The 22,980-nt window shown below is 69.8% G+C and carries 21 protein-coding genes and 1 pseudogene; 10 read left to right on the top strand and 12 right to left on the bottom strand.

Annotation, left to right across the window (positions count from 1 at the left end; all coding sequences use genetic code 11):
* Nucleotides 1-141 (bottom strand): annotated as a pseudogene (locus ACWDX9_RS40700) (deoxyribose-phosphate aldolase); the annotation flags it as partial.
* Nucleotides 138-1,178: a LacI family DNA-binding transcriptional regulator gene (locus ACWDX9_RS40695; RefSeq protein ID WP_350727607.1), complete on the bottom strand. Its 1,041-nt coding sequence runs from the start codon at nucleotides 1,176-1,178 to the stop codon at nucleotides 138-140. The pseudogene ACWDX9_RS40700 and the gene ACWDX9_RS40695, both read right to left, overlap by 4 nt.
* A 418-nt stretch (nucleotides 1,179-1,596) precedes the next feature.
* Here ACWDX9_RS40695 and ACWDX9_RS40690 point away from each other — a divergent pair, with 418 nt between their 5' ends.
* Genes ACWDX9_RS40690 through ACWDX9_RS40675 form a run of 4 tightly spaced genes read left to right on the top strand, consistent with a single transcriptional unit; the run spans nucleotide 1,597 to nucleotide 6,152 of the window.
* On the top strand, nucleotides 1,597-2,853 hold the full coding sequence (locus ACWDX9_RS40690; protein ID WP_449964167.1) for an alpha-L-fucosidase: 1,257 nt from the start codon (nucleotides 1,597-1,599) through the stop codon (nucleotides 2,851-2,853).
* 25 nt (nucleotides 2,854-2,878) lie between these two features.
* Nucleotides 2,879-4,354, top strand: coding sequence for an ABC transporter substrate-binding protein (locus ACWDX9_RS40685; protein ID WP_449964164.1), 1,476 nt, complete (start codon nucleotides 2,879-2,881; stop codon nucleotides 4,352-4,354).
* 2 nt (nucleotides 4,355-4,356) lie between these two features.
* Nucleotides 4,357-5,244 (top strand): carbohydrate ABC transporter permease, encoded by an 888-nt coding sequence (locus tag ACWDX9_RS40680; RefSeq protein ID WP_350727604.1) that lies wholly within the window; start codon nucleotides 4,357-4,359, stop codon nucleotides 5,242-5,244.
* Nucleotides 5,245-5,252: 8 nt separating this feature from the next.
* Nucleotides 5,253-6,152 (top strand): carbohydrate ABC transporter permease, encoded by a 900-nt coding sequence (locus ACWDX9_RS40675; protein ID WP_449964161.1) that lies wholly within the window; start codon nucleotides 5,253-5,255, stop codon nucleotides 6,150-6,152.
* Between the two features lie 83 nt (nucleotides 6,153-6,235).
* Here the strand turns inward: ACWDX9_RS40675 and ACWDX9_RS40670 are convergent, their stop codons facing one another.
* Nucleotides 6,236-7,309, bottom strand: coding sequence for a Gfo/Idh/MocA family protein (locus ACWDX9_RS40670; RefSeq protein WP_449964159.1), 1,074 nt, complete (start codon nucleotides 7,307-7,309; stop codon nucleotides 6,236-6,238).
* Nucleotides 7,310-7,507: 198 nt separating this feature from the next.
* Here ACWDX9_RS40670 and ACWDX9_RS40665 point away from each other — a divergent pair, with 198 nt between their 5' ends.
* From ACWDX9_RS40665 to ACWDX9_RS40655, 3 genes are all read left to right on the top strand, one after another.
* Entirely contained in the window at nucleotides 7,508-8,539 is a 1,032-nt protein-coding gene (locus ACWDX9_RS40665) for a hypothetical protein (RefSeq protein ID WP_350727601.1), read from the top strand.
* Nucleotides 8,540-8,684: 145 nt separating this feature from the next.
* Nucleotides 8,685-10,541: a DUF1996 domain-containing protein gene (locus ACWDX9_RS40660; protein ID WP_449964157.1), complete on the top strand. Its 1,857-nt coding sequence runs from the start codon at nucleotides 8,685-8,687 to the stop codon at nucleotides 10,539-10,541.
* 147 nt (nucleotides 10,542-10,688) lie between these two features.
* Nucleotides 10,689-11,234, top strand: a complete 546-nt coding sequence (locus ACWDX9_RS40655) for a hypothetical protein (protein WP_449964155.1) — start codon at nucleotides 10,689-10,691, stop codon at nucleotides 11,232-11,234.
* Nucleotides 11,235-11,299: 65 nt separating this feature from the next.
* On the opposite strand, the gene ACWDX9_RS40650 is transcribed toward ACWDX9_RS40655, so the two are convergent.
* Entirely contained in the window at nucleotides 11,300-12,277 is a 978-nt protein-coding gene (locus ACWDX9_RS40650; RefSeq protein WP_449964152.1) for an Acg family FMN-binding oxidoreductase, read from the bottom strand.
* Nucleotides 12,278-12,440: 163 nt separating this feature from the next.
* Here ACWDX9_RS40650 and ACWDX9_RS40645 point away from each other — a divergent pair, with 163 nt between their 5' ends.
* Entirely contained in the window at nucleotides 12,441-12,848 is a 408-nt protein-coding gene (locus ACWDX9_RS40645; protein ID WP_449964150.1) for a pyridoxamine 5'-phosphate oxidase family protein, read from the top strand.
* A 326-nt stretch (nucleotides 12,849-13,174) separates the two neighbouring features.
* Here ACWDX9_RS40645 and ACWDX9_RS40640 read toward each other — a convergent pair whose 3' ends face one another.
* Complete coding sequence (locus ACWDX9_RS40640) at nucleotides 13,175-13,816, bottom strand: DUF305 domain-containing protein (protein WP_449964148.1); 642 nt, start codon at nucleotides 13,814-13,816, stop codon at nucleotides 13,175-13,177.
* 118 nt (nucleotides 13,817-13,934) lie between these two features.
* Entirely contained in the window at nucleotides 13,935-15,605 is a 1,671-nt protein-coding gene (locus tag ACWDX9_RS40635; protein WP_449964145.1) for a GAF domain-containing protein, read from the bottom strand.
* A gap of 93 nt (nucleotides 15,606-15,698) precedes the next feature.
* Here ACWDX9_RS40635 and ACWDX9_RS40630 point away from each other — a divergent pair, with 93 nt between their 5' ends.
* Nucleotides 15,699-16,340, top strand: coding sequence for a response regulator transcription factor (locus ACWDX9_RS40630; RefSeq protein ID WP_449964142.1), 642 nt, complete (start codon nucleotides 15,699-15,701; stop codon nucleotides 16,338-16,340).
* 26 nt (nucleotides 16,341-16,366) lie between these two features.
* On the opposite strand, the gene ACWDX9_RS40625 is transcribed toward ACWDX9_RS40630, so the two are convergent.
* From ACWDX9_RS40625 to ACWDX9_RS40600, 6 genes are all read right to left on the bottom strand, one after another.
* Nucleotides 16,367-16,852, bottom strand: a complete 486-nt coding sequence (locus ACWDX9_RS40625) for a CBS domain-containing protein (RefSeq protein WP_449964139.1) — start codon at nucleotides 16,850-16,852, stop codon at nucleotides 16,367-16,369.
* A gap of 100 nt (nucleotides 16,853-16,952) precedes the next feature.
* Entirely contained in the window at nucleotides 16,953-18,050 is a 1,098-nt protein-coding gene (locus tag ACWDX9_RS40620) for a carboxylate-amine ligase (RefSeq protein WP_449964136.1), read from the bottom strand.
* Nucleotides 18,051-18,098: 48 nt separating this feature from the next.
* The gene (locus ACWDX9_RS40615) at nucleotides 18,099-18,938 is read right to left on the bottom strand and encodes a universal stress protein (RefSeq protein WP_449964133.1); all 840 of its coding nucleotides are present in this window, start codon (nucleotides 18,936-18,938) and stop codon (nucleotides 18,099-18,101) included.
* A gap of 112 nt (nucleotides 18,939-19,050) precedes the next feature.
* Nucleotides 19,051-19,245 carry a hypothetical protein gene (locus tag ACWDX9_RS40610; RefSeq protein ID WP_449964130.1) on the bottom strand — a complete coding sequence of 65 codons (195 nt, stop codon included), beginning with the start codon at nucleotides 19,243-19,245 and terminating at the stop codon, nucleotides 19,051-19,053.
* Nucleotides 19,246-19,337: 92 nt separating this feature from the next.
* Entirely contained in the window at nucleotides 19,338-20,408 is a 1,071-nt protein-coding gene (locus ACWDX9_RS40605) for a cellulose-binding domain-containing protein (protein WP_449964127.1), read from the bottom strand.
* 141 nt (nucleotides 20,409-20,549) lie between these two features.
* On the bottom strand, nucleotides 20,550-22,592 hold the full coding sequence (locus ACWDX9_RS40600) for a GxGYxYP domain-containing protein (RefSeq protein WP_449964125.1): 2,043 nt from the start codon (nucleotides 22,590-22,592) through the stop codon (nucleotides 20,550-20,552).
* A gap of 180 nt (nucleotides 22,593-22,772) precedes the next feature.
* Here ACWDX9_RS40600 and ACWDX9_RS40595 point away from each other — a divergent pair.
* Nucleotides 22,773-22,980, top strand: a 208-nt coding sequence (locus tag ACWDX9_RS40595; protein ID WP_449964122.1) for a hypothetical protein, incomplete at its 3' end; no start/stop codon positions are given.

Genomic DNA, 22,980 nt, shown 5'->3' with positions numbered 1-22,980 from the left:
GGTCTTGATCGAACGGGTGCCGAGCATCGCCGCCCGCTGGTCCGCGCCGACCCGGTCAACCCCGGGCAGGCCGTGCAGGAAAGCTCGCAACGCCGCCTCCGAAGAGGCCACGTCCGCGAGCGAGGTGGTCGCTACGCTCATCGCGATCGGGTCTTTCTCGTGCGTGAGGGGGCCGGCCAGCCGCCCGGCGGGGCGGTGGAGGCGCGTTCGATCAGCTTGGTGTCCAGGACGATGCGGCTGGCGCTGCCGCCGGCCTCGTCGGGGTCGAGCCGGCGCAGCAGCAGGCGCATGGCGAGCACACCCTGCTCGACCATCGGCCGGTCGATGACGGTCAGGGGCGGCCTGAGCAGCGGGCCGGTGTCCAGATCGTCGAAGCCGATCAGGCTGATCTGGCCGGGGATGTCGATCCGCATGTCGTGCAGCGCCTTGAGCACACCCAGCGTCATGAGGTTGTTGGCGGCGAAGATGGCCGTGGGCGGCTCGGGCAGCGACAGCAGGGACAGCGTGAGCTGGTAGCCGCTGTGCTCCTTGAAGTCGCCGACCAGGTCGTACTCGGGCGGCACCTCGATGCCCGCCTTGGCGAGCGTCCCGACGAACCCCTCGCGCCGCAGCCGCCCGGGGGTGGTGTCCAGGGTGCCGCTGATCGCGGCCACCTTGGTGTGCCCGAGGGCCAGCAGGTGCTCGGCCGCCTGCTTGCCGCCGCCGTCGTTGTCGACCAGCACGGCGTCGAACCGTTCGCCGCCCGCCAGGTCGCGGTCCACGAACACCAGCGGCACGTCGGCGTCGCGCACGTGCAGCGGCGTCTGGTCCTGCTCGGTGGCGGGGGCGAGGATGATGCCGTCGACCCTGCGCACCAGGTCCGCCAGCACGTCGTCCTCCTGCTCGCCGCTCTCGTCGCTGTTGGCGAGCAGGATGCGGTACGGCTCCGTACGCGTGACGGACTCCATGCCCTTGACCACCGCGGCGAAGTACGGGTTCGTGATGTCCGGGACGACGACACCGATCGTGTTGGTACGCCCGGACTTCAGCGACTGCGCCGCGGCACTCGGCCAGTAGCCCAGCTCGTCGATGGCGGCCTGGATCGCCTCGTACGAGCGCACCCGCTGGCCCCGCAGGAAGCGCGAGACCGTGGCGGGAGAGACCCCCGCGCGAGCTGCTACGTCATGGATGGTGACCAAGTGAGCTCCAAACTGAAATCGATGTCAGTGATGATGGCAGGATCCGGCCACGGAGTGTCAATGGCATGTTTCCAAGTCGTTACTTCCACGGACATTTGCCCAACTCAGGGCCCCGTCCGGCCACCCTCCCCCTGGATTTACTGAAACCGTTGTCAGTAGAACGGGCGTGGAGGAAACATCGGATGTAGTAGCACTCATCAGCGCCGCAGCAGATCCCCTGGAGCGCTCGTCCAACACTCCCGCCCCATATCGGCTCAACCGCCAGGGCCTGGGACGGAAGAACGATGCAGGCCGGGCAGCGCGACTGATTCGCAACTCAGGAAGCCCTTGACCACATCCGATGTTTCGCCTACGTTACCCGCAAGTCGAGAGTTGCGAAATTTTTCGCACAGCGCCAACACGACAGAGGGTGTCACGGATGTCCGATTCCCGTATCGACGAATTCCGGCAGCGCAGATTCGGCCTGTTCATCCATTGGGGGCTCTACGCGCTGGCGGCCCGCCACGAGTGGGTCAAGCAGCGCGAGCACATGTCCGACGAGCAGTACCAGCGGTACTTCGAGCGCTTCGACCCCGATCTGTACGACCCCGACGCGTGGGCGGAGGCCGCGCAGCGCGCGGGGATGCGCTACACCGTGCTGACCTCCAAGCACCACGACGGCTTCTGCCTGTGGGATTCGGCCCTGACCGACTACTGCGTCAGCGGCACGCCGTACGGCAAGGACCTGATCGGCCCGTTCGTCGAGGCGTTCAGGGGCAGGGGCCTCGGGGTCGGGTTCTACTATTCGCTGCTGGACTGGCATCACCCGGACTTCCCGATCGACGGGCTGCACTCGTCGTACGTCGAGGGCGGCACATTCCCCGACCGCGATGTCACGAAATATGCGGATTATCTGCACGGGCAGGTCGAGGAGCTGCTCACCCGCTACGGCCCTATCGACACGCTCTGGTTCGACTTCTCCTACGCCGGCCGGGTCAAGCAGGGCAAGCCCATCTACGGCGGCAAGGGCAAGGCCGAGTGGCGCTCGGAGGAGCTGGTCGACAAGATCCGCCGCATCCAGCCGGACATCCTCATCAACAACCGGCTGGAGCTGCCGGGCGACTTCACCACGCCGGAGCAGTTCCAGCCCCCCGCCCCGCTGTCGACGGTCTGGGAGGCCTGCCAGACGCTGAACGGAAGCTGGGGCTACGACCGGGACAACAACGCGTGGAAGTCGCCCGGCCTGCTGATCCGGATGCTGATCGACTCGGTCTCCAAGGACGGCAACCTGCTGCTCAACGTGGGGCCCAACGGCCGCGGCGAGTTCGAGCCCCGGGCGCTCGACACGCTGCGGGAGATCGGCGACTGGATGCGGCTGCACAGCCAGTCGATCCACGGCGCGGGGACGAGCCAGTTCCAGGCTCCCGAGCACTGCCGCTACACCCAGCGCGGCGACCGGCTCTACGTGCACGTCTTCTCCTGGCCGTACCGGCACCTGCACCTGCCGGGGCTGGCGGGCAAGGTCCGCTACGCGCAGCTGCTCAACGACAGGTCGGAGATCCGCGTGTGGGCGCCCGACCCGAAGGTCGACAACGGAAACGTCAACTTCTTCACGATCCCCGAGGGCACCCTCACCCTCGAGCTTCCCGTGGAGCCGCCGGACGTGGCCGTCCCGGTGATCGAGCTCTTCCTCTGAACAGGCTGAAAGGCGATACCCCCCCATGGACAACCCCCTGCGCGGCCTGAACACCAGCGGCCTGAACCGGCGCCAGGTTCTCAGCCTCGCCGCCATGGCGGCGGCGGCCGTACCCCTCACCGCCTGCGGGAGCGGCGAGCGCACCCGCCAGGCCGGCCCCGCCTCCTCGACCGCCTCCGCGTCCGGCAACTCCGCGGTGATCAACCCGGACCGGCCGGAGAGCGCGCTGTTCCCCTACGCCGAGGCGGAGCAGCTCTTCGACTCGCTGCCCTGGCCCAAGACCAACGTGCCGGAGCCCACGTCCAAGGTCACCGTCACCGTCGCGATCATCCCGGGTCAGCGGCACGAGGTGCGGCACGCGCAGTTCGCCAAGTTCATCAAGAAGCGGCATCCGAACATCGAGATCAAGGTGGAGGTCACGCCGTTCGACGACTTCCGCACCAAGTACCTGACGGGCGCCGCCAGCGGCGTGCTGCCCGACATCATGTACTCGCAGTTCCAGTGGGGGCAGAGCTTCATCAAGAACAACCTGTACCTGCCGCTGGACGACTACATCGCGGCCACGCCCGAATTCAACCGCGCGGACTTCTCCAAGGCGGCGCTCAGCTACTGGGAGCGTGACGGCAAGCTCTACGCGCTGGGCACCGACTCGGCGCCCAAGCTGCTCTTCTACAACAAGGAGATCCTCGACAAGGCGGGCGCCAAGGCGCCCGACGCCTCGTGGACCTGGGACAAGCTCATGGAGGCGGCCCGCGGGCTGGTCTCGGGCACGGGCGCGCAGAAGGTCTTCGGGTTCACGCCGGTGCCCAAACCCACCAGCGATCTCACCGCGACGTTCCTGCGCGCCCACGGCGGCCGTTACCTGACGGCCGACGAGACCAAGTGCGTGATCCAGGAGCCGGCCAGCCGCGACGTGCTCAAGCGCTGGATCGACCTGCTGATCAAGGACAAGGCGATGCCCGACCTGGCCGAGACGCAGGCGACGGCGAAGGTGGAGCCGTTCACGCTGGGCCGGGGCGCCCTGTACGTCGGCGGCGCGTGGAACATCGTCACCCTGCTCACCCTGCCCGCCGAGCAGCAGTTCGAGTGGAGCCTGACGCACGTGCCCAGCGGCCCCGAGGGCCGCTTCACCCCGGTCCTGGGCAGCGCCTTCGGCATCACCAGCAGGACGCGCAACCCCGAGGCGGCGTGGATCGTGCTCAACTCCCTGCGCTCCTACGCCGGCCACCGCTTCTTCCTCGACACCCCGCCGTCGCGGCTGTCGGCGTTCGAGGAGAACCTCCAGGACCTCAAGCTCGACAAGGAGGTGATCGACACCACCAAGGACTCGCTGCACAAGTACGGCACCAGCGACGGCGTGCTGAGGCTGCCCGCGACGCCCAAGCTCGAGGACCTGACCAAGCCGATCTGGGAGCGGGTCATGTCGGGGTCGCTGTCGGTGGACGAGGGGCTCAAGCAGGTCACCGAGCGGGTCACGCCGATGCTCGCGGAGAACGTCTGATCATGGCCGCCTCCCCGCTGGTCCGGCGCGAGGCCCGCCGGTTCCACCTGTTCGCCCTGCCGTGGAGCATCGGCTTCGTCTTCTTCACCGGCGGGCCCATCGTCGTGTCGCTGGTGCTCAGCTTCACCCGCTACGAGCTGCTGTCGTCCCCGCAGTGGGTGGGCCTGGACAACTACGCCCAGCTGCTGCGCGACCCCGACTTCTGGATGGCGACGAAGAACACCGTGTACTTCGGCGCCGCCTCCGCCGCGGCCGGTGTCGTCTACAGCCTCGCCGCGGCGCTGCTGCTCAACATCAAGGTACGCGGGCAGGCGATCTTCCGGACGATCATCTACATGCCGTCGGTGATCTCCGGCATCGCCACCGCCCTCCTCTGGATCCACGTGCTGCATCCCGACTACGGCCTGGTCAATTACCTGATCGGCCTGGTGGGCATCCAGGGGCCCGGGTGGCTGACCGACGCGAGCTGGGCGATCCCCGGCCTGGTCATCATGACCACCTGGACGACCGGGAACGCGATGATCATCTTCCTGGCCGGGCTGCAGGGCGTGCCCGCCTCGCTGTACGAGGCCGCGCACATCGACGGCGCCGGCTGGTGGAGCAGGTTCAGGCACGTGACGGTCCCGATGATGTCGCCGGTCATCTTCTTCAACCTGGTCGTGGGCTTCATCGGCAGCCTGCAGGCCTACCAGCTCATCCTGTTCATGACCGACGGAGGGCCGGCCAACTCCACCCTGGTCCTGGGCCTGTACGTCTACCGCTACGCCTTCAAGTACTTCGAGATGGGCTACGCCTCGACGATCGCCTGGGCGCTGTTCTTCCTCGTCATCGTGTTCACCGTGATCCAGTTCGCGCTCGCGCGCCGCTGGGTCCACTACGAGGCCAAGTAGGTCACCAGATGGCAATCAAGGTCCTGCCCGCACAGGCCCGCCCGGTGGAGAAGCGGCCCGTGGCCCCCGCCCAGGCCGAGCGGATCCTCCGGGTCCAGCGCCTGACGGCCTACGCGCTCCTCGTCCTGGCCTCGGCGGCCAGCCTGCTCCCGCTGCTGTGGATGCTGACCACCGCGCTCAAGCCGGCCGGAGCCGTGCTGGAGTTTCCGCCGAGGTTCCTCCCCGACGTCTTCACCTGGTCCAACTTCCCCGACGCGTGGACGAGCCTGCCCTTCAACACCTTCCTGGTCAACAGCGTGGTGGTGACCACGCTGTCGATCGTGGGCAATCTCATCTCCTGCATCCTGCCCGCCTACGCCTTCGCGCGCCTGCGCTCGCGGGTGCGCGGCATGGCCTTCGCGCTGATGCTGGGCACGATGATGATCCCCGCGCAGGTGGTCATCGTGCCGAGGTTCCTGCTGTTCTCCCAGCTGGACCTGGTGGACACCTTCTGGCCGCTGTTCCTGCCCAACTTCTTCGGCACCGCGCTGTACATCTTCCTGCTCAGGCAGTTCTTCACCACGATCCCGCAGGAGCTGGTGGAGGCGGCGCGCATCGACGGCGCGGGGGAACTGCGGATCCTCTGGCGGATCATGATCCCGCTGTCCAAGCCGGCGATCGCGACCGTGACGCTGCTGTCGTTCGTCGGGGCCTGGGGGGAGTACATCGATCCGCTCATCTACCTGCGCTCGACGGAGAACTACACGATCCCGCTCGGCATCTCGCTGTTCCGCGGCCAGTACGCCGATGACTACAACCTCATGATGGCGGTGTCCATCCTTGCCCTGGTCCCGGTCATCGTGGTGTTCCTGGCAGCGCAGAAGTACTTCATCCGGGGCATCATGCTCACCGGCATGGCGGGGCGGTAGGAAGCCTCCGGCCTCGCCTTTCGAAACATGGCGAAAGGCGAGGGCCCCGTACCTCGATCCAACCTGAACCGGGGAGGCATCCGTCAGCCCGCCCACGCCTCCTTGCCGGTGGTGACCGGGCCGCCGGTCCTCGCCGACTCCTGGACGGCGAGGCCGATCAGGTGGTCCTGGCAGGCCTCGGCCAGCGGGTACGGCGGCGGGCCCTCCTGGCGCGCCCAGGCGCCCGTGCGTTCGAGGAGGTCCGCGACCGCGATGTCGTCGTCCGACCGGGACGCACCCTCGAACGGGTTGCGGTAGACCACCCGCCCGTCGAAGCTGATGTGCTTGAGATCGCGCAGCTCCAGGTTGAGGTCGACGCCGGTGTCCCGCCGGATCAGCGCGGACTCCACCGGCGTCGTGGGGTCGACCAGCCGGATCACCCGGTCGTCGACCAGCTCGCCGATCGAGCCGCGCACCACGATGCGCCGCATCCGCAGGGGGTTCCACCACTGGTTGTCGGTGAAGTCGTACAGGCCCATCCTGCCGCCGAAGTCGAGGGTGGCGATGGTCGTGGTCAGCCGCTGCGGCGTGGCGTCGCCGGTCCACCCGCCGAACCCCAGCGGGTCGGCGAGCGGCGCCTCGAACGCGCCGGCGCGTACCTCGGCGGCGTCGAACCCGACGCCCAGCAGGCCGCGGATCAGCGACACCGCGTGGTAGAGGTGGGTCGAGGAGATCTGGACCGAGGTCGGCTCGCCGATCACGCCTTCCCGGACGAGCGCCAGCCGGGCCGCGTGCCCGGGCATCAGCAGGTACTGCTCGGCCACCTGGACCAGGCCGGTGGCGCCCACGTCCCGCCACAACGAGCGCAGCCCGGCCAGGTCCGGCGCGGGCGGCGTCTCGGCGAGGACCGGAATCCCGTGCCCGGCCACCTCGCGGACCGCGTCCGGCATCGCGGCCCACGGCACCGCCGCGGCGAGGTAGTCGGGCCGCTCGTGCCGCAGCAGCTCGCCGATCGAGCGGAAGGCCGGTACGCCCCACTCGGCGGTGACCTCGTCGCCCCGCTCCGCGCTGCGGGTCACGACGCCGCCGACCCGCAGCCGGTCCGGCATCGCGGCCGCCAGCCGCAGGAAGAACCGGGTCCGCCGCCCGCTGCCGATCGCGCCGAACGTCGTGGTCATGAAACCGGACCTCCTCGGGAGCCGGAGCGATCTCGTGCCGGATCGACTCCGGAACAACATACTCGGCAGGCTCTGTCCCGCCCCGTCCGGGCGACCGCTCGACGAGAACAACCGACGGTGAACATTTCTGAACGGGCTGTCAGCGCAGGACCCCTTACGCAAGAATCGGTGGAGACCGTAATCAAGGAGGTTTTCCCTGTGCGCGCCGTTCTCACCGCCGTGCTCGCGACGCTCATCCTGTTGGCCACCGGGGCCGGGTCGGCCGGAGCCGCTTCATCCCGATCGTCCTTGCCCGGCGGAAAGGCCAACTTCGTGGTCACGCAGGGCTTCCTGCGTGCCTCGTCCACTCAGAACTGGGTGCGTCTGGGGACATACCAGTTCAAGGCCAACGGCACCGTCAGCGCGAACACCTACCTCTGGTGGCAGCGCAACCCCGAGGGCAGGCAGGCCACCGGTGTCGTCCCCGACTCCAGCTGCTCGACCAAGGCGGGCGGCTCCAGCACCCGGGTACGCGCCTGCGACGTGCTGACCGCTCCCGGCTTCCCCGGCTCCCCGGACGAGGCCCGCACGGGGACGTACACCGTGGCCGGCAACGTGGTGAGCATCAGGTGGAAGATCGCCCAGACCTGGACCGAGAAGTGGCGGGTGCAGCTGTCGCCCGACCGCAAGCTCGCGCAACTGCAGCTCGCCGACAGCAGCCTGGCCACCAACGGGTACGGCTACGGCAGCAACGCCTCGCTCACCACCCGCCGGGCGATGAGCTCCGTGCGGGCCTTCGCCGGAGCCCTCAAGCAGGACCTGGTCTCCTGGTCGCGCAACACCATCGTGAAGTCCGACGGCCAGGTCTTCAAGCAGTCCTCCTTCCGCAGCTGCGCCACCACGACCTGGTGCCTGACCTACCTGCAGCCCTCCTCCCCCGGCGCCTGCCAGAAGGCCGGCGGCTGCCCCAACTTCGGCGGCGGCACCAAGGCGAACGTCAGCTCCATCCAGTACTACCTCACCAAGATCTCCAACAACGATCGCCGTGACACCCTGTGGCACTGGTGCACCTGCCTGGCCATGGAGAGCAAGACGTTCTGCTATTCGGGCAACTCGCACATCAAACCGCTGTTGCAGATCATCGACGACAGCGGAGCCTTCCGTGGCTGGGTCGGCGCCGAGGCCTCGTTCTACAACGGGTCCAGGTCCAAGGACATGATGGCCGTGTTCCGCATCTCCGACTTCCGCTGACGTCCGCGCGCCGCTCCTGACTGTCCCGGGTCACGGATTTGTCAACCACGATTCTCGGTAAATAGTCGAACTGCTCCCGTATGGCCTCGCGTATCTCCCGGAGACCGGACTTCCACCCGGGTCATGAGACTTGAAGGAGCAACACATGCGGAATCCGCTCGGGGGGAGCCGACTCAGGTCGTGGCGAGCAGTCGTTTCCTTAGGGGGAAGCATCGCACTTGTCCTGACCGGCTCCTCACTGTCCGCGCAGGCGGGCACGATGGCGGCGGCGCAGACCATCGTCTGCCCCAGCGTGGCGGACAAGCTCCCTGAAGTACCGGCGGCCGCCAGGGCCGAAGTCGACAGAAACCTGGCCCTCCTGGAAACCCAGATCCAGGAGGCCAACAACCGACTCGCCCGCTCAGCCGGAGAAGGAGGCCCCAACTTCGTCCAGAACGCCATCCTCGGCCCGCTGGCCGACAAGCGCGGCGCCACCCTCGACCGCATCGCCATCGCCATCGGCCGCACCGGCCAACGCCCCACCGGCCTCAATAACCTGGCCGGCTGCCGACTCACCGGCACCGCCAATGGCGGCAACAACGGCAATAACGGCAACGGGGGTAACGGCGGGAATGGAGGGAACGGCGGCAACGGCTCGACCCAGGCGCCGAACCCCGGGAACACGGTGAGGCCGACCCAGGGAACAGGGTCGGGATCCGGGCAGACCATCGTCTGCCCCAGCGTCGCGGACAAGCTCCCCGAAGTTCCCGCCGCCGCCAGGGCCGAAGTCGACAGAAACCTGGCCCTCCTGGAAACCCAGATCCAGGAGGCCAACAACCGACTCGCCCGCTCAGCCGGAGAAGGAGGCCCCAACTTCGTCCAGAACGCCATCCTCGGCCCGCTGGCCGACAAGCGCGGCGCCACCCTCGACCGCATCGCCATCGCCATCGGCCGCACCGGCCAACGCCCCACCGGCCTCGGCAACCTGGCCACCTGCACACTCGGCAACGGCGGTGACAACGGCAACAACGGCAACGGTGGTAATGGCGGCAACGGAGGCAACGGCGGGAATGAGGGGAACGGCGGCAACGGCTCGCCCAGCCCCAGCCCGACCGGTGGCCCAGGCAACGGCAACGGTGAGGACCCCGCCAACGGCGTCGGGCCGTTCGCCCAGGACTTCGTCGACATCCGGCAGGTTCAGCCGGGCCAGTCCAACCTCGCCGAATTCGGGGCCGGCAGGAACGGCTCCCGCGGCACCTTCGTCGCCCAGTGCGGAAGGAACGAGAACCGTCACAACAACTCGGACAACTTCATCGTCACCCCCGGCGTGAGCGACGGGGCGCACCACCTTCACGACTACGTGGGCAACCTGACGACGGACGGATTCTCCACCGACGAGAGCCTTGCCGCAGGCGGTACGACCTGCCAGCGCGGCGACAAGTCCGCGTACTTCTGGCCCGTGCTCAGGGACCGCACGTCGAACGAGAACGCCGACGACGAGCACGGCAACATCGGCCGGGTGCTGACCGCCCGCTCCGTTCAGCTCCAGTTCCGCGGCAACGCGAGCTCCCAGGTCACGGCCATGCCGAGGTTCCTCAGGCTGATCACCGGCGACGCCAAGGCCGCGACGAACGGCGGGGGCAACGCCCGCGCCGCGTGGACCTGCACGGGATTCCAGAACCGGATCACCGACAAGTACCCGCTGTGCCCGCGCGGCAGCCAGGTCGTCCGGATCCTGGACTTCCCGAGCTGCTGGGACGGCCAGAACATCGACAGCGCCAACCACCGCACGCACGTGGTCTTCCCCGGCCAGAACGGCGCCTGCCCCCAGGGCACCCAGGCGGTTCCCCAGCTGCGCATGACCCTCGCCTACTCGGTGCCGCAGGGTCAGTCGTTCGCCGTGGACGCCTTCCCTGAGCAGAAGCACAACCCGATCACCGACCATGCCGACTTCGCCAACGTCATGCCCGACAACCTGATGCGCGTCGTCGTCGACTGCATCAACCGGGGCCGCCGTTGCTGATCTGACACCCGGCCGGACCACCCCCTTCCCGGGGGCGGTCCGGCCGTTCGGCGTTGATCATCCGGTGGCGAAGCGTCGGGGCGGAAGTCCTTCAGGAGCGGATGCCTGGCGCCGGTGAGCACCTCGTACGCGGTGAGCTCGCCGGCGATGAGTCCCAGCGTCGCCCCCGAGTGGGTGAACGCCACATGGCACCCCGGCACCGCCGCCGGCTCGCCGTCCCCCGGGATGGGATTGCGGCCGAGCCGCCACGACGCCGCCTGGAGGGAGACCTCCCCCTGGAGCAGGGCGGACGCCTCGGCGAGAAGTTCCTTGACGTACGCCTCGTCGATCGAGCAGGAGCCGTCCTCGTGCTCGACGAGGTGCTCCTCGTACCAGGAGTGGTCGATCGCGAACGTCGAGCCGGGATGGGGGCGCGCCGCAGGCGACGACGACGGCGTCGCCGCTCCAGGACGTGCCGTCGGCGGTGCGTACGCCGCGTGCCCGGCCGTCCTCCACCGTCACCGAGCAGCGGCCCGCGCCGGTGACGAGCCGTCCCCCGCGCCGGACCAGCTCGTCCGCGAGCTCCTGGATCAGGTGCGGCAGGGAGACCCAGCCCTCGCCCGGGTTGTGGATCGCGAGCCGCCGCGCGGACCCGCCCGCACCCCGGCCACCCGCCCGCCGACGGCCGCCCGGTCGAGGAGGTGGCACTCGTAGCCGCGGTCGACCTCGGCGCCCGCCGCGAGCTCCCCACGAACCTCCTGGCCGAGCGGAAGTGACCGCTACATCGTCGCCTCCGACACCGAGCGGCGGACCGACCCCTTGTCGTCGGAGGTGACGCCCAACCGCATGATCATCTGCGGATACTCGTCCGAGCAGACCTCGTGGCGAAGGAACTCGCGCAGCAGATCCATCTCCAGCGCCTGCGTGTGGAAGGCGGCGCTGACACCGTAGGCGGCGGCCTCCAGCAGGACGTGCTGCAGCGCCTGCCCGGCGTCGATCCACTCCTGTCGCCCGTCGCCCCGCGTGGTGAGCAGCGCCACGACTCCGGTACACGTCTCGGTCCGCTGGTCGGCCTGGCTGCCCCAGTCGTGCCCCCAGGAGTAGTCGCGCTGGGGGAAGTCCGGGTCCGTGCGTACCGCCTGGCGGGGGTAGCCCTCGGCGGGCACCCCGTCCTTGCGGCTGCTGCCCGGCGGCCGGGCCCAGCGGACCACCTCCAGGCTGAAGCGGCGGTCCTGCGCCTGGATGCCCTGCGCGGCCTGGGTGAGGGCGGCGATGACCCTGACCGCGTCCGGGGAGCGGACGGGGGTCAGCCTGGCGCCCTCCTCCATGGCCGCGCGGGTCAGCCGTTCGATCAGCCTGTCGGGCACCGGCACGTCGGCGAAGCCGGCGCGGTGGGTGCGGCGCCGCTCGATCTCCTTGCCCAGGGTCCTGAGGGACTCGTCGGGGGCCGTTTCGGCGCCCGGACGGAGCCTGGCGAGCAGCGAGGGGCGGTCCGGGTCCGGCAGCGTACGCACCACGGGCTCCCAGCCTTCGCAGCGCATGGCCGTACGGAGGGTGTAGAGCGCAGCGCCGCAGCTGATCAGCAGCTCGCGGCCGGAGGTGTCGCTGACGCGCAGTTTTCTGTCCGGGTCCGCCCGCAGGCTGATCTCCTCCCCCGAGGTCGTGAAGATCCAGGGCTGCGTGTTGTGTATGGACGGCGCCCAGCGCGCGGCCTCCAGCGCGGTGTCGATCGCGTGCTTCGCCGATAGGACAGCCATGGCTTCCACCTCCGTCGGGCCCTCTGTCCAGCCCATCACACCCTCCACTTCCGGGTCAGGGCCGAAGGTCCCCGGCCGCCAGGGCCGTCAGGCCCTCTATCAGCGGTGACGAAGGGACTTTCGCCTCTAACGCGGAGGTGGCACCAGCAGGGAAGTTAAGGGTATGCAGCTCGATTCGTCCGGACTTCAGGTGCTCTCCCGCGAGGAGTGTCTCGGCCTGCTGTCCACGACCCCCATCGGCCGGATCGTGTTCACCGAACATGCCCTGCCGGCCGTGCAGCCGGTCAACTTCCACCTCGACGGCCGCTCCATCGTGATCCGGACCTCGACCGGGTCGAAACTGGCGGCCGCCACGCGGCACGCCGTGGTGGCCTTCGAGGCCGACGAGTTCGATTCCGAGCTGCGTACGGGCTGGTCCGTCACCGCGGTCGGGCAGGCGCGGGCCGTGACGGACCCGGACGAGATCCACCGGCTGGCGGCGCTGCCGTTGACCACCTGGGCGCCGGGGAACCGGGACCACTACATCGTGGTCGACGCCCAGGAGCTGTCGGGCCGGCGCATCACCCCCTGAGGGCCCTGAGGCCGCCGCTGTTCGCGCGTTTGACGAATCCAGGAAAAAGCGCGGGATTCATAGCAAGCCATCAGGCAACAGTAATAGCAACATCACTGTCTGTAATCGGGGTGAAGCAATGCGCAAAGTGATCATTCTGACTGTGGCCGTGGCCGCCGCTGCCGCGCTGACGATGGCGGGCCTGGCGATCCTGCGAGGCGACTCGCGTTCGGCCAAGGCCCGCTAGGTAGACGGCCTGGGGCCAGGACCCCGAAGTCCCGCAGTTCGCGTCGCGGGCTGCGGGAAGGTCGCGGACTGCGGTAAGGCCGCGGGCTGGGGAGAGACCGTCACTTCCGCATCCCGCACGGCATGCTCCAGCCCTTGAACCAGTGGGCCAGGTACCGCTGCATCCGGAACATCTCGGCGTGCCGGGTGTCGCGCATCCTGACGGCGAAGCCGGCGGTCTCGGCGTGCGTTGCCCGCCCGGACATCAGCAGTTGCTGGGACAACGACACCGCGGCCATGTGATGCGGAATCATGTCGAGCAGGAACGCATTGTCCAGCGCGTCGCCCGACAACTCGGACAGATCGCGGATCATCGGCTGGTAGCCGGTCACCGTCCCCGAACGCCCTGGATACCACTTGTCCAGCCAGGCCCTCATCGTGGCGATGTCGGCGCTCTGCCGGGCGATGATCGAGGCTCCGAGAGCGCGCATCTGCGGCCGGTCCGAGCGCCGCAGTTGCCGGGCCGCCGTCACGGCTTCTTGATCGTGAGCCACCATACGGGCCAGATAACCGGCCTCGTCAGTGACGTTCATGCTGCGCGTCGACCCGTACGGCCCGGTCAGGCTCCGCTCCGTCGGCGTGGCGTTGCGCTGCTCGACGATGGCCTGCTGGGCGATGCCGGTGGCCGTTGCGGCAAGGCCGGTAACCGCGACGGCCGCCAGCGCGGAACCGGCCGCGATCCCCGCCACTGCCGAACGTTTCATCTCGGCTCCCCGTGTTCGATTCCCCTTCCTCTCCTATGCTCCGGGGTGGCTCACCGCGTCCGACAGGGCCTTATGCCCCATACGATCAGGACCAACGTCCTTCCACCGGAAGCCGATCTCACAGGGGGATCAGCCAGCACAGCCGCGTCCCGCCCGCTTCGGGCGTCGTCAGCTCCGCGCTGCCGCCCAGCCGGGTGGCGCGTTCCTCGATGTTACGCAGGCCGCTGCGGCGTCCCGGCTCCCCCAGGCCGACGCCGTTGTCCGTCACCACGAGCGCGAGCCCGCCGCCCACGGCCTCGACCAGGACATCGACGCTCGTCGCGCGGGAGTGGCGGACCACGTTGGACAGGGCCTCGCGCAACACGGCCAGCAGATGATCGGCGACCGGCTCGGGCACCAGCGCGTCGATCTGCCCTTCCATGCGCAGGCCCGGCATGAAGCCCAGGTGGCCCGAGGCGCCCTCCACCAGCTCCACGATCCGGCCCCGCAGGCTGGGAACGGGCTGCTCACCGGCGCCCTGCAGCGCGAAGATGGATGAGCGGATCTGCCGGATCGTCCCGTCCAGCTCGTCGATCGCGTGCTGGACCCGCCTGGCCGCCTCCGGCCGCTCCACCAGCCGGATCGTGCTCATCAACGTCATCGCGGTGGCGAACAGCCGCTGGATGACCACATCGTGCAGATCTTTGGCGATGCGATCGCGATCTTCGAGCAGTCCGAGCCGCTCGGCGTCCCTGCGCGACTCGGCCAGCTCCAGCGCGATCGCCGCCTGACCGGCGAACGACTGCAGCACCTGCTCGTCCGCCCCGCTGAACGGCAACCGCCCGCTCCGCTTGGCCAGCACCAGCACCCCGCGCACGTCCGGCGCGCTGCCGAACGGCACCATCATCACCGGCCCGTAACCCAGCCGCCGCAGCGGCGAGCCGGGGCGCGGGCCGCTCTGCATGTCCGGGTCGGACATCGCCTCGCCCTGGACGAACACGTCCCCCGCGAGCGTCTCCGACACCACGAAGACGGCGCCCAGCAGCTCCTGCGCGCCGTCGCCCTCCGCGAACTCCACGATCAGCGACTGCCTCGACGGCTCCGGCACGAGCACCTCGACCAGGTCCGCATCGGTCATCGCGAGGGCCGAGTCGGCCACCAGGCTCAGCGCCTGACGCGGGTCGGCGCCGGACAGCAGGCGCGTGGTGACGTCGGACGACGCCTGCAGCCAGGTCTCCCGCCGCCGGGACTCCTCGTACATGCGGGCGTTGTCCACGGCGACGCCGGCCGCGGTGGCCAGCGCCACGACGATGGCCTCGTCCTCCTCGTCGAACTCTCCGCCGCCGCGCTTCTCGGTCAGGTAAAGGTTTCCGAAAACTTCCTCGCGCACCCGGATCGGGACGCCGAGGAAGGTGCCCATCGGCGGATGCCCCTGCGGGAAGCCGTACGACTCCGGGTGGTCGGCGATGCGGCCCAGCCTGAGCGGCCGCGCGTCCTTGATCAGCAGGCCGAGCAGGCCCAGGCCGTGCGGCCAGTGCTCGATCCTGGCGATCTCCTCCTCGGTCAGCCCTACCGGGATGAACTGGATGAGCGTGTCCTCGTGGCCGATCACGCCCAGCGCGCCGTAGCTGGCGTCCACGAGCTTGGTCGCGGTCTCCACGATGCGGCGCAGCACGGTCTCCAGATCGAGCTCGCTGCCCACCGACACCACGGCCTCGAGCAGTACGTGCACCCGATCCCGGGTGGCCAGCACGGCGTTGAGCCGTACCTGCAGCTCGGCCAGCAGTTCGTCGAGCCGCACGTGCGGCATCACCGGAAGATGCTCGCTCCCCACATCTTCAAGTGTCGCACCAGGTCGGCGGCGCCTCTCGCGGTGCTCCCGGCATCGGATAGCGTCGTATATGTGATTCGCGTGTTCCTCGTCGACGATCATGAGGTCGTCCGGCGGGGCGTGGCCGCGTTGCTGGAATCCGAGGACGACATCGAGGTCATCGGAGAGGCCGGCACGGCCGAGTCCGCGATCGCCCGCATCGTCGCGCTGAAGCCCGACGTGGCGGTGCTGGACGTGCGACTGCCGGACGGCAGCGGCGTAAACGTGTGCCGCGAGGTGCGCTCGAGGGTGCCGGGGCTGGCGTGCCTGATGTTGACGTCGTTCGCCGATGACGACGCGCTGTTCGAGGCGGTGATGGCCGGGGCGGCCGGCTACGTGCTCAAGCAGATCCACGGCTCCGACCTGGTCGGTGCGGTCCGCACGGTCGCCGCGGGGCAATCGCTGCTCGACCCGCAGACCACCGCCGCCATGCTGCAGCGCCTGCGCGACCAGGCCGCCAGGAAGGATCCCCTCGCCGCGCTGTCGGACCAGGAGCGGCACATCCTCGATCTGATCGGCGAGGGGCTGACCAACCGGCAGATCGGGGAGCAGTTGTTCCTGGCGGAGAAGACGGTCAAGAACTACGTGTCCAACCTGCTGGCCAAGCTCAACATGCAGCGCCGCACCCAGGCCGCCGCGCTGGCGGCGCGCCTGCGGGACGACCGTCCCGAATAACCCGCCGGCGGCCGGGGGGACGGCGTTCAGGGCGCGTCTCCCACGGTGGAGGCCGGGGGGAGGACGGGTTCGAGGTGGAACATCCCGGTGACCACCTCATGGGACCCTTCGGCCGGGCGGAGACGTCCGGCGACGGCCAGCAGCACGTCATGGGCCGTGACCAGGCCGATCAGCCCGCCGCCGTCGACCACCGGCACGGCGTCGCACCCGGCGTCCAGCATCGCCGCCGCGACCCGGGTCAGCGGGGTGTCCGGGCGGACCACCGGCCTGCGCGCGCACCCGAGCAGCATCCGTACCTGACGGCTGGACTGCTCCTCCGGACCGCCCGACCAGGACACCGCCACCTGCTCGCGCGTCAGGATGCCGAACACGTGCCGCCCCTCGACGACCGGCAGGTGGTGAACGTCGGCGCGGCGCATCAGCTCCCAGGCCATCAACGGCGACTCGTCCGGCTTGACCGCCACCAGGACCCGGCTCATCACCTGCTCGGCGGCCAGCATTTCGACGGTCATGACCCCTCCTTTCTCCCACCTCTACCTTCGCGACGGCGGGCCCGCCGCGCCCGGGGACGAAGTCCCGAATGGGGGTGACATTGGTCCCATCTCGCCTGATTCAGGGGAGTGTCGCGTCGGCGAGCAGCTGGGCGAATCGACGGCGAGTGCCGGCCTGGGACCACATCGTCCGCTGCCGGGCCGCACCCGTCCCCCGGCGGGCCAGCCGGTGGAGCAGCAGGGCGATCGGTTCGGGCTCGGGCAGGCGCGGCAGGAGGAGCTCCAGCAGGTCGCGGTGGGTCAGGGCCCGCGACGTGTACGGATCGAGGGCCAGCGCGTCCAGTCCGAGCCGGGCGGCGGCGGCCAGCTCGGCGACGATCTGCCGGTCACTCAGCGCCTTGATCGGCACATTTCTCGTCATGTCGGCGATGGCCAGGGCGACGAGCGCCCGCGCCATGGCGGCCAGCAGCACGGTGTCCTCGACCGAGAGGCAGGTGTCCATGACCCGCAGCTCCACGGTCGGGTAGCGCGGTGACAGCCGGGCGTGGAAGTACACGCTCCGTTCGTCCAGGGCCCGGCCGCGGCGGATCAGGTGGCACACGGTGGCGTCGTAGTCGGCCGCCGACCGCCACGCCAGGGGAGGCGCCGCCGTCGGCCAGCGGCTCCACTGCCGGTAGCGGCGGCTGGCCCAGCCCGTGTCGCCGCCGCCGGCGATGGGAGAGTTGGCGCTGAGCGCCAGCAGCGTGGCCAGATAGGGCCGGAGCCGGGTCAGGATCTGCACGCCCAGCTCGCGGGAGGAGATGCCGACGTGTACGTGGCAGCCGCAGGTGCCCGAGCCCGCGACCAGGGCTCCATGGCGGGCCGCCAGCGCCCGGTAGCGGTCGTCGGCCGTGAGAGCGGACAAGCCGGGCATCTGTCGCGGGGGAATCCCGCACGCGACGAGATGGCAGCCCAGTTCCCGCGCCGCACTTGCGGCGAGCACCCGGTGGCGTGACAGCTCCTCGGCCACCTGCGCCAGGTCCGTGCACACGCCGGTGACCGTTTCGAGCTGGTAGCGCATGGCCTCGGCTTTGACGTGCGGCTCGCCGCCGAGCAGCGCCAGGACCGCCGGCGCGGCCAGGGCCGGGCGGCCTTCAGCATGATCCAGCAGCAGGAACTCCTCCTCCACGCCCACCGTCAGCGTCCGGACCACTGGGGTGGCGGTGCCTTCCGCTCTCATCGCAGCCTCCCCGGAAGCGACCTGCGTACGGGGCGATCGATCCGTTCCCTACCGCACCACGGCGACGGCGCAGCGGGCGTGGTGCAGCATCGCGTGGCTGACCGAGCCCAGGAGCGCCGAGCGGATGACTCCGCGCCCGTGCGAGCCGACCACCACCAGCGCGGCCTTGGCCGAAGCAGCCACCAGAGCGTCGACCGGGTGGGCGCGCCGCACGTCCTCGACCACCTCCACCCCCGGGTACGCCTCCCGGAATCGGGCGATCCTGGCGGCGACGACCTGGTTGGCGGCCGCGGTGATGTCGTCGGGGTCGTAGTTGACCTGTGGGGCGTACAACTGCACCGGCTGCTGCCAGGCGTGGACCGCGCGCAACGAGCTGCCGCGCAGCTCGGCCTGGCGGAAGGCGAACTCGAGCGCGGGCTCGCACTCCGGCGAGTCGTCGACGCCGACCACCACCTCACCGCGTACGGACTCCTGTTCGGGCCGCACCACGACGACCGGGCAGTGCGCCTGACCGGCCACGTGCAAGCTCACGGAGCCGAGCAGGGCCCCCTCGAACCCGCCCAGCCCCCGGCTGCCGATGACGATCTCGGTCGCGTCCTTGGCCTGCTCCCGCAGGGCCACCGCCGCGGGCCCCTCGACGATCTCGGTCGACACCTCGACGTCCAGCTGGCGCTCGCCGGCCAGCTCGGCCGCCTCGGTCACCATCGTCTGCGCCATACGGTCGAGCACGTCCGGCTCGGGAGCGGCGTGGAACCTCGAAAAACGGTACGAATCGCGGTTCACGGCGTGCACGACGCGCAGCGGCTCGTGCCTGCGCTTCGCGTCATCGACCGCCCAGGCCACCGCCGCGCACGACGCCCGCGATCCGTCGACACCTGCAATGATCATCTCGGTCCCCCTCTCCCCCCATCGCACCGCACGCGACCTCGCCGCCCCAGGGCCATTAGTCCCTCATGGACAGGGCCAACGACCCGGCGTCCGAGGGCCGCGAAAGGGCTCGTCAAGAGGCCTTTTCGGGGGCTGGCGCGCTGCCGGCCGGCTCGCGCGCGAAGAGCCCGCCGAGAGCGGCGGCGAGGACGGGCAACGCGACGACCACGGCCGCGATCGTCGGCCACGGGGTTTCGAAGGACACCCGCGGCGGCGAATCCCATGAGGTCGCCGCCATGATCGGGAGTCCTACGAGATCGAAGATCATGGCCGAATGCTAGTGAGCTTCGTGCGGACCAGGCCGGCGATCGGAGCGCGCCGATGGGCGGCGTGATCGCTGATCACGCCGCCCATCGCCGGTCAGGTGAGGAAGCTTCCGTAGGGGCCGTTCAGCATGCCGTTCTTCTGTGTCTGGTTGAAGATGCAGTTCGGGTAGGAGTAGAAGGTCGCCGACATGCACGTCCCGTCGGTGGAGGTGGCGTCGGGCAGGCCGAACGCGTGCCCCAGCTCGTGCACCATTCCGCCGTACCACCGGTTCATCGCGCCGTTGATCCCCGCGGCGCCGTCGGCGTCGTGTCCGCTGAGGATCACCCATCCGTTGCCGCCGCCGCCACCGGCGCCGTCGCCTTCGGCGCTGATCTCGCCGACGTTGACCCAGCGGTTGTCCGGTGCGCCGAGTCCGAGCTTACGGCGCAGCTCGGCCTGCATGTTGCACACCGTCCACCAGTACTTCTCGCCGCAGTTCGGGGTGTTCTCGTACCAGGTCCGCGGCTGGTCGCCGTTGACGACCTCGACGACCGGGTTGTTCAGCGTGAACGTCTTGCCCAGCTGCTGCTTGAAGAAGCGCTGCGCCTCCTGCATGACCTTCGCGACGCCGTCCGGGTAGCGCTGGTCGTAGGCCACGTCCGAAGGCTTGAGCCAGTAGACCCGCACGGTCCGCGACGGCGGCGGGCCCGACGTCGGGGTCACGGTCGGGGTCACCGTGGGAGTCACGGTGGGGGTGGGGGGCACGGTGCCCGTGCAGGTGACGCCGTTGAGGGTGAAACTGGCCGGCACCGGGTTGGTGGAGTTGTTCCAGGTGCCGTTGAACCCGAACGAGGCGCTGCCGTTCGTCGGCAGGGAGCCGTTCCAGCCGGCGTTGGCGGCGGTCACCGCGCTGCCGCTCTGCGTCACGACGGCGTTCCAGGCCTGGCTGACCGTCTGCGACGCGGCGAAGCTCCAGCGCAGGGTCCAGCTCGTGAGTGGATCACCGAGGTTCTTGATCGCGACGTTGGCGCTGAAGCCGCCGGCCCACTGCGAGCCCAGGGTGTAGGTGACCTGGCAACCGGCCGCGGCCGCGTGCGCCGTGATCGTGCTCGCCACCGCGGCACCGGCCATGCAGACGGCCAGGACTCCGGCGATGAGGCCCCTGCGTAATCCTCGTAAGTGCATCCGCTTTCTCCGTGTGAGGGGGAGCCCGAAAAATGTGAACCTTAACAACGAGTACGGTGATGATCCATACCGAGCCTGTCAATGAACGTCGGCGGGAGGCTGCTACAGACGTGGGGAAATGCTTTTGGGACTCTGAAAGTTTCAGGCCGGCAGATGTTCGCGCAGCAGCGCGAAGAACGTGTCGCCGCGGACGATCTCGAACGGATCCCCCAGGAGCCCCGCGAGCTCGGCGATGTCGGCCGGCGTCCAGTTCCAGGCGTTGACCGCGCCGGCGATGAACAGCGGCGCTCTCCCGTCCCATCCCTCGATCCGCCGCACCAGCGTGTCCCGGTACTCCCGCGCCTTGCCCTGCGGCGAGAAGTTCCCGATCACGGGCAGGCCCGCCGGGTGGATCAGCAGGTCGCCGGTCTCCCACGACTGGATGATGCCGCGCACCGGGGTGTCGCGCCGGTAGGCGGCGACGATGCGCTCGTCGAAGGCCACCCAGCCGTCGCCCTCGGGCCTGCGGTGGTTGTAGGCGTAGACGAGATCCATGCCGGTACGGCGCAGGAATCGGCCGGTGAGCCGCGTGTACGCGGCCAGCGCCGCCGCCGGCCAGGACCCCGGGTAGGTGTAGCCGGCGCCGGACGGGCCGGCCACGAGCAGGTCGTTGGCGGTGGCCGTGCGCTGGTAGTACGCCAGCAGCGCGGGCCCGATGTCGGCCAGCAGCGGGCTGACCGTCCAGTTGACCGGCACGCCGCCGCGCTTGGGGTCGTCCCAGATCTCGCGCATCCGGCGCTGGCAGTACTGGATGTTGTCGCCCTCGCCGACCGTGAGCGTGAGATAGACGCGAGAGCGCAACCTGGCCGGCGGTCGCGGGCGTACCCGGTCGGAGATCCTGGCGGAGACCCCGGCGTGAACGGTGGCGTTCATGTAGTAGTCGGCGGGGACCACCTCGACACCGTGCTGCGAGGCCCGGTCGACGCCGCCCCACTCCCCCGCCACGTCGTTGGAGAACCAGCCCGCGTACGGCGTGGCGGGCTCCACCCGGCCGAAGATCTCGTCGAGCAGCTCACCGGTGGCGCCGCTGGGCGGCAGCCAGAAGACCATGGCCCGGGTGGCCACCGCGTAGTCGCGGAAGTAGGGGAACGGCTCGACCCGGGTGGGCGCGGTCGTCGCGGCCGTGACCAGGTACTGGTTCCACAGGTCCACCTCGACCAGCAGTTGCCGGGCCCCGGCCGGGGCGGTGAAGCGGTAGACGAAGTAGTTGCCGCCGTCGGCGAAACGGTTGTCGTCGCCGCCGATGGCGGAGTTGAGGCCGTCGAAGAGGTAGGGGGCCTCGGCCTCCGTGCCGGGGGTGAACGCCGCGATCTGCGTCCCGTCCGCGGTCACCTTCACCGAGCCCACGGAAGCGCCCCAGCCGTCGTCGCCGAGCGAGTCCTGGAAGCGCAGGTAGACGCCGTCCTGGGCGGTCGGCAGCTCCTGGCTCAGGTCGAACGTGCGCACCGCCCGGTTGGAGGAGTCGCGGACGCGCTCGGTCTCCCGCGCGAGCTCGCGCCACCGCACGCCGTCCACCCGCACGGTCCTGGTGGGCGGGAGCCCGGCGAGCAGGGCGTGGGTGCAGCGGGGGAACAGGTGGTCGAGCTGCCAGCGGTACGTGGCCAGGACGTCGGCGGGGTCGAAGCGGCCGCGCAGGTCCACGACGGTACGCAGGCCGTACGCGGCGGCCTGCTCGGCGGTCGCGGCGACGGCGTCCTCGAGACCGGCCAAGGTGGTGGCGACGTTGACGGAGTCGGGGACGTCCGGGTCGTGCAGGATCGCGCCGCGCACCTCGGCGCGGTAGCGGGCGACCAGGTCGAGGGGGCGGTCGTGGCGGGTGACCGCCGCGCCGGTGCTGGACAGCCAGCGCTGGTCGTGTCCGGCGGCGTCGTAGTTGAAGTAGAGGCGCGGCCGGCGGCGGTTGACGACACCCTGGAGAGTGGTCAGGAGCAGCTGGTCGTCGCCGTGGAGGGTGGTGAGGTCGGCGAAGTCGAGGTGGGTGGGACGGCCGAAGTTCGGCAGGAAGGTGGGGAGGGTTCGCGCCGCGGCGGGGCCCTGGACGGTGGGGAGGGTTCGTGCGGCGGCGGGGTCCTGGAAGGTGAGGCCGAGGCCGCCGGCCGCCAGGACCACGCCGTTCGCCCGCAGGAAACTGCGTCGTGACACCATCGACGATCTCCGCTCCTCGTGGGGGGACAAGGATTGACACCGCTGTCAACTGCTCTCGAACGTAACAACGTGACGTGATGTTGTCCATGGTGTAAACCACCTCAGCGCTTTCCGAACGGCGAAGGCGTCCCGCCGTCGCTGGACGGCCGTGCGCAGCTCGTCGGGGCCGATCTCGCCGCCGTGCAGGAGCACGAGCTGGATCGCGTCCGGCCGGAACCGCACCCGCCGCGACGCAAGTCCGCCGGCGGCGGGCGCGAACCCGAAGGCAGCAGCGACGGCGGCACGGCGGACGGCGGGCGCAGCGTCGTGGTCTCCATCAGCTCGGAGAAATGCGGTCGCCGGAGCAGGAGAGGGCGGCGGGCGACATGTTCGCCCGCCGCCCTCTGCG

This window comes from Nonomuraea sp. NPDC003201 (assembly GCF_053590415.1).
This window is presented reverse-complemented; position numbering and strand designations above follow the sequence as displayed.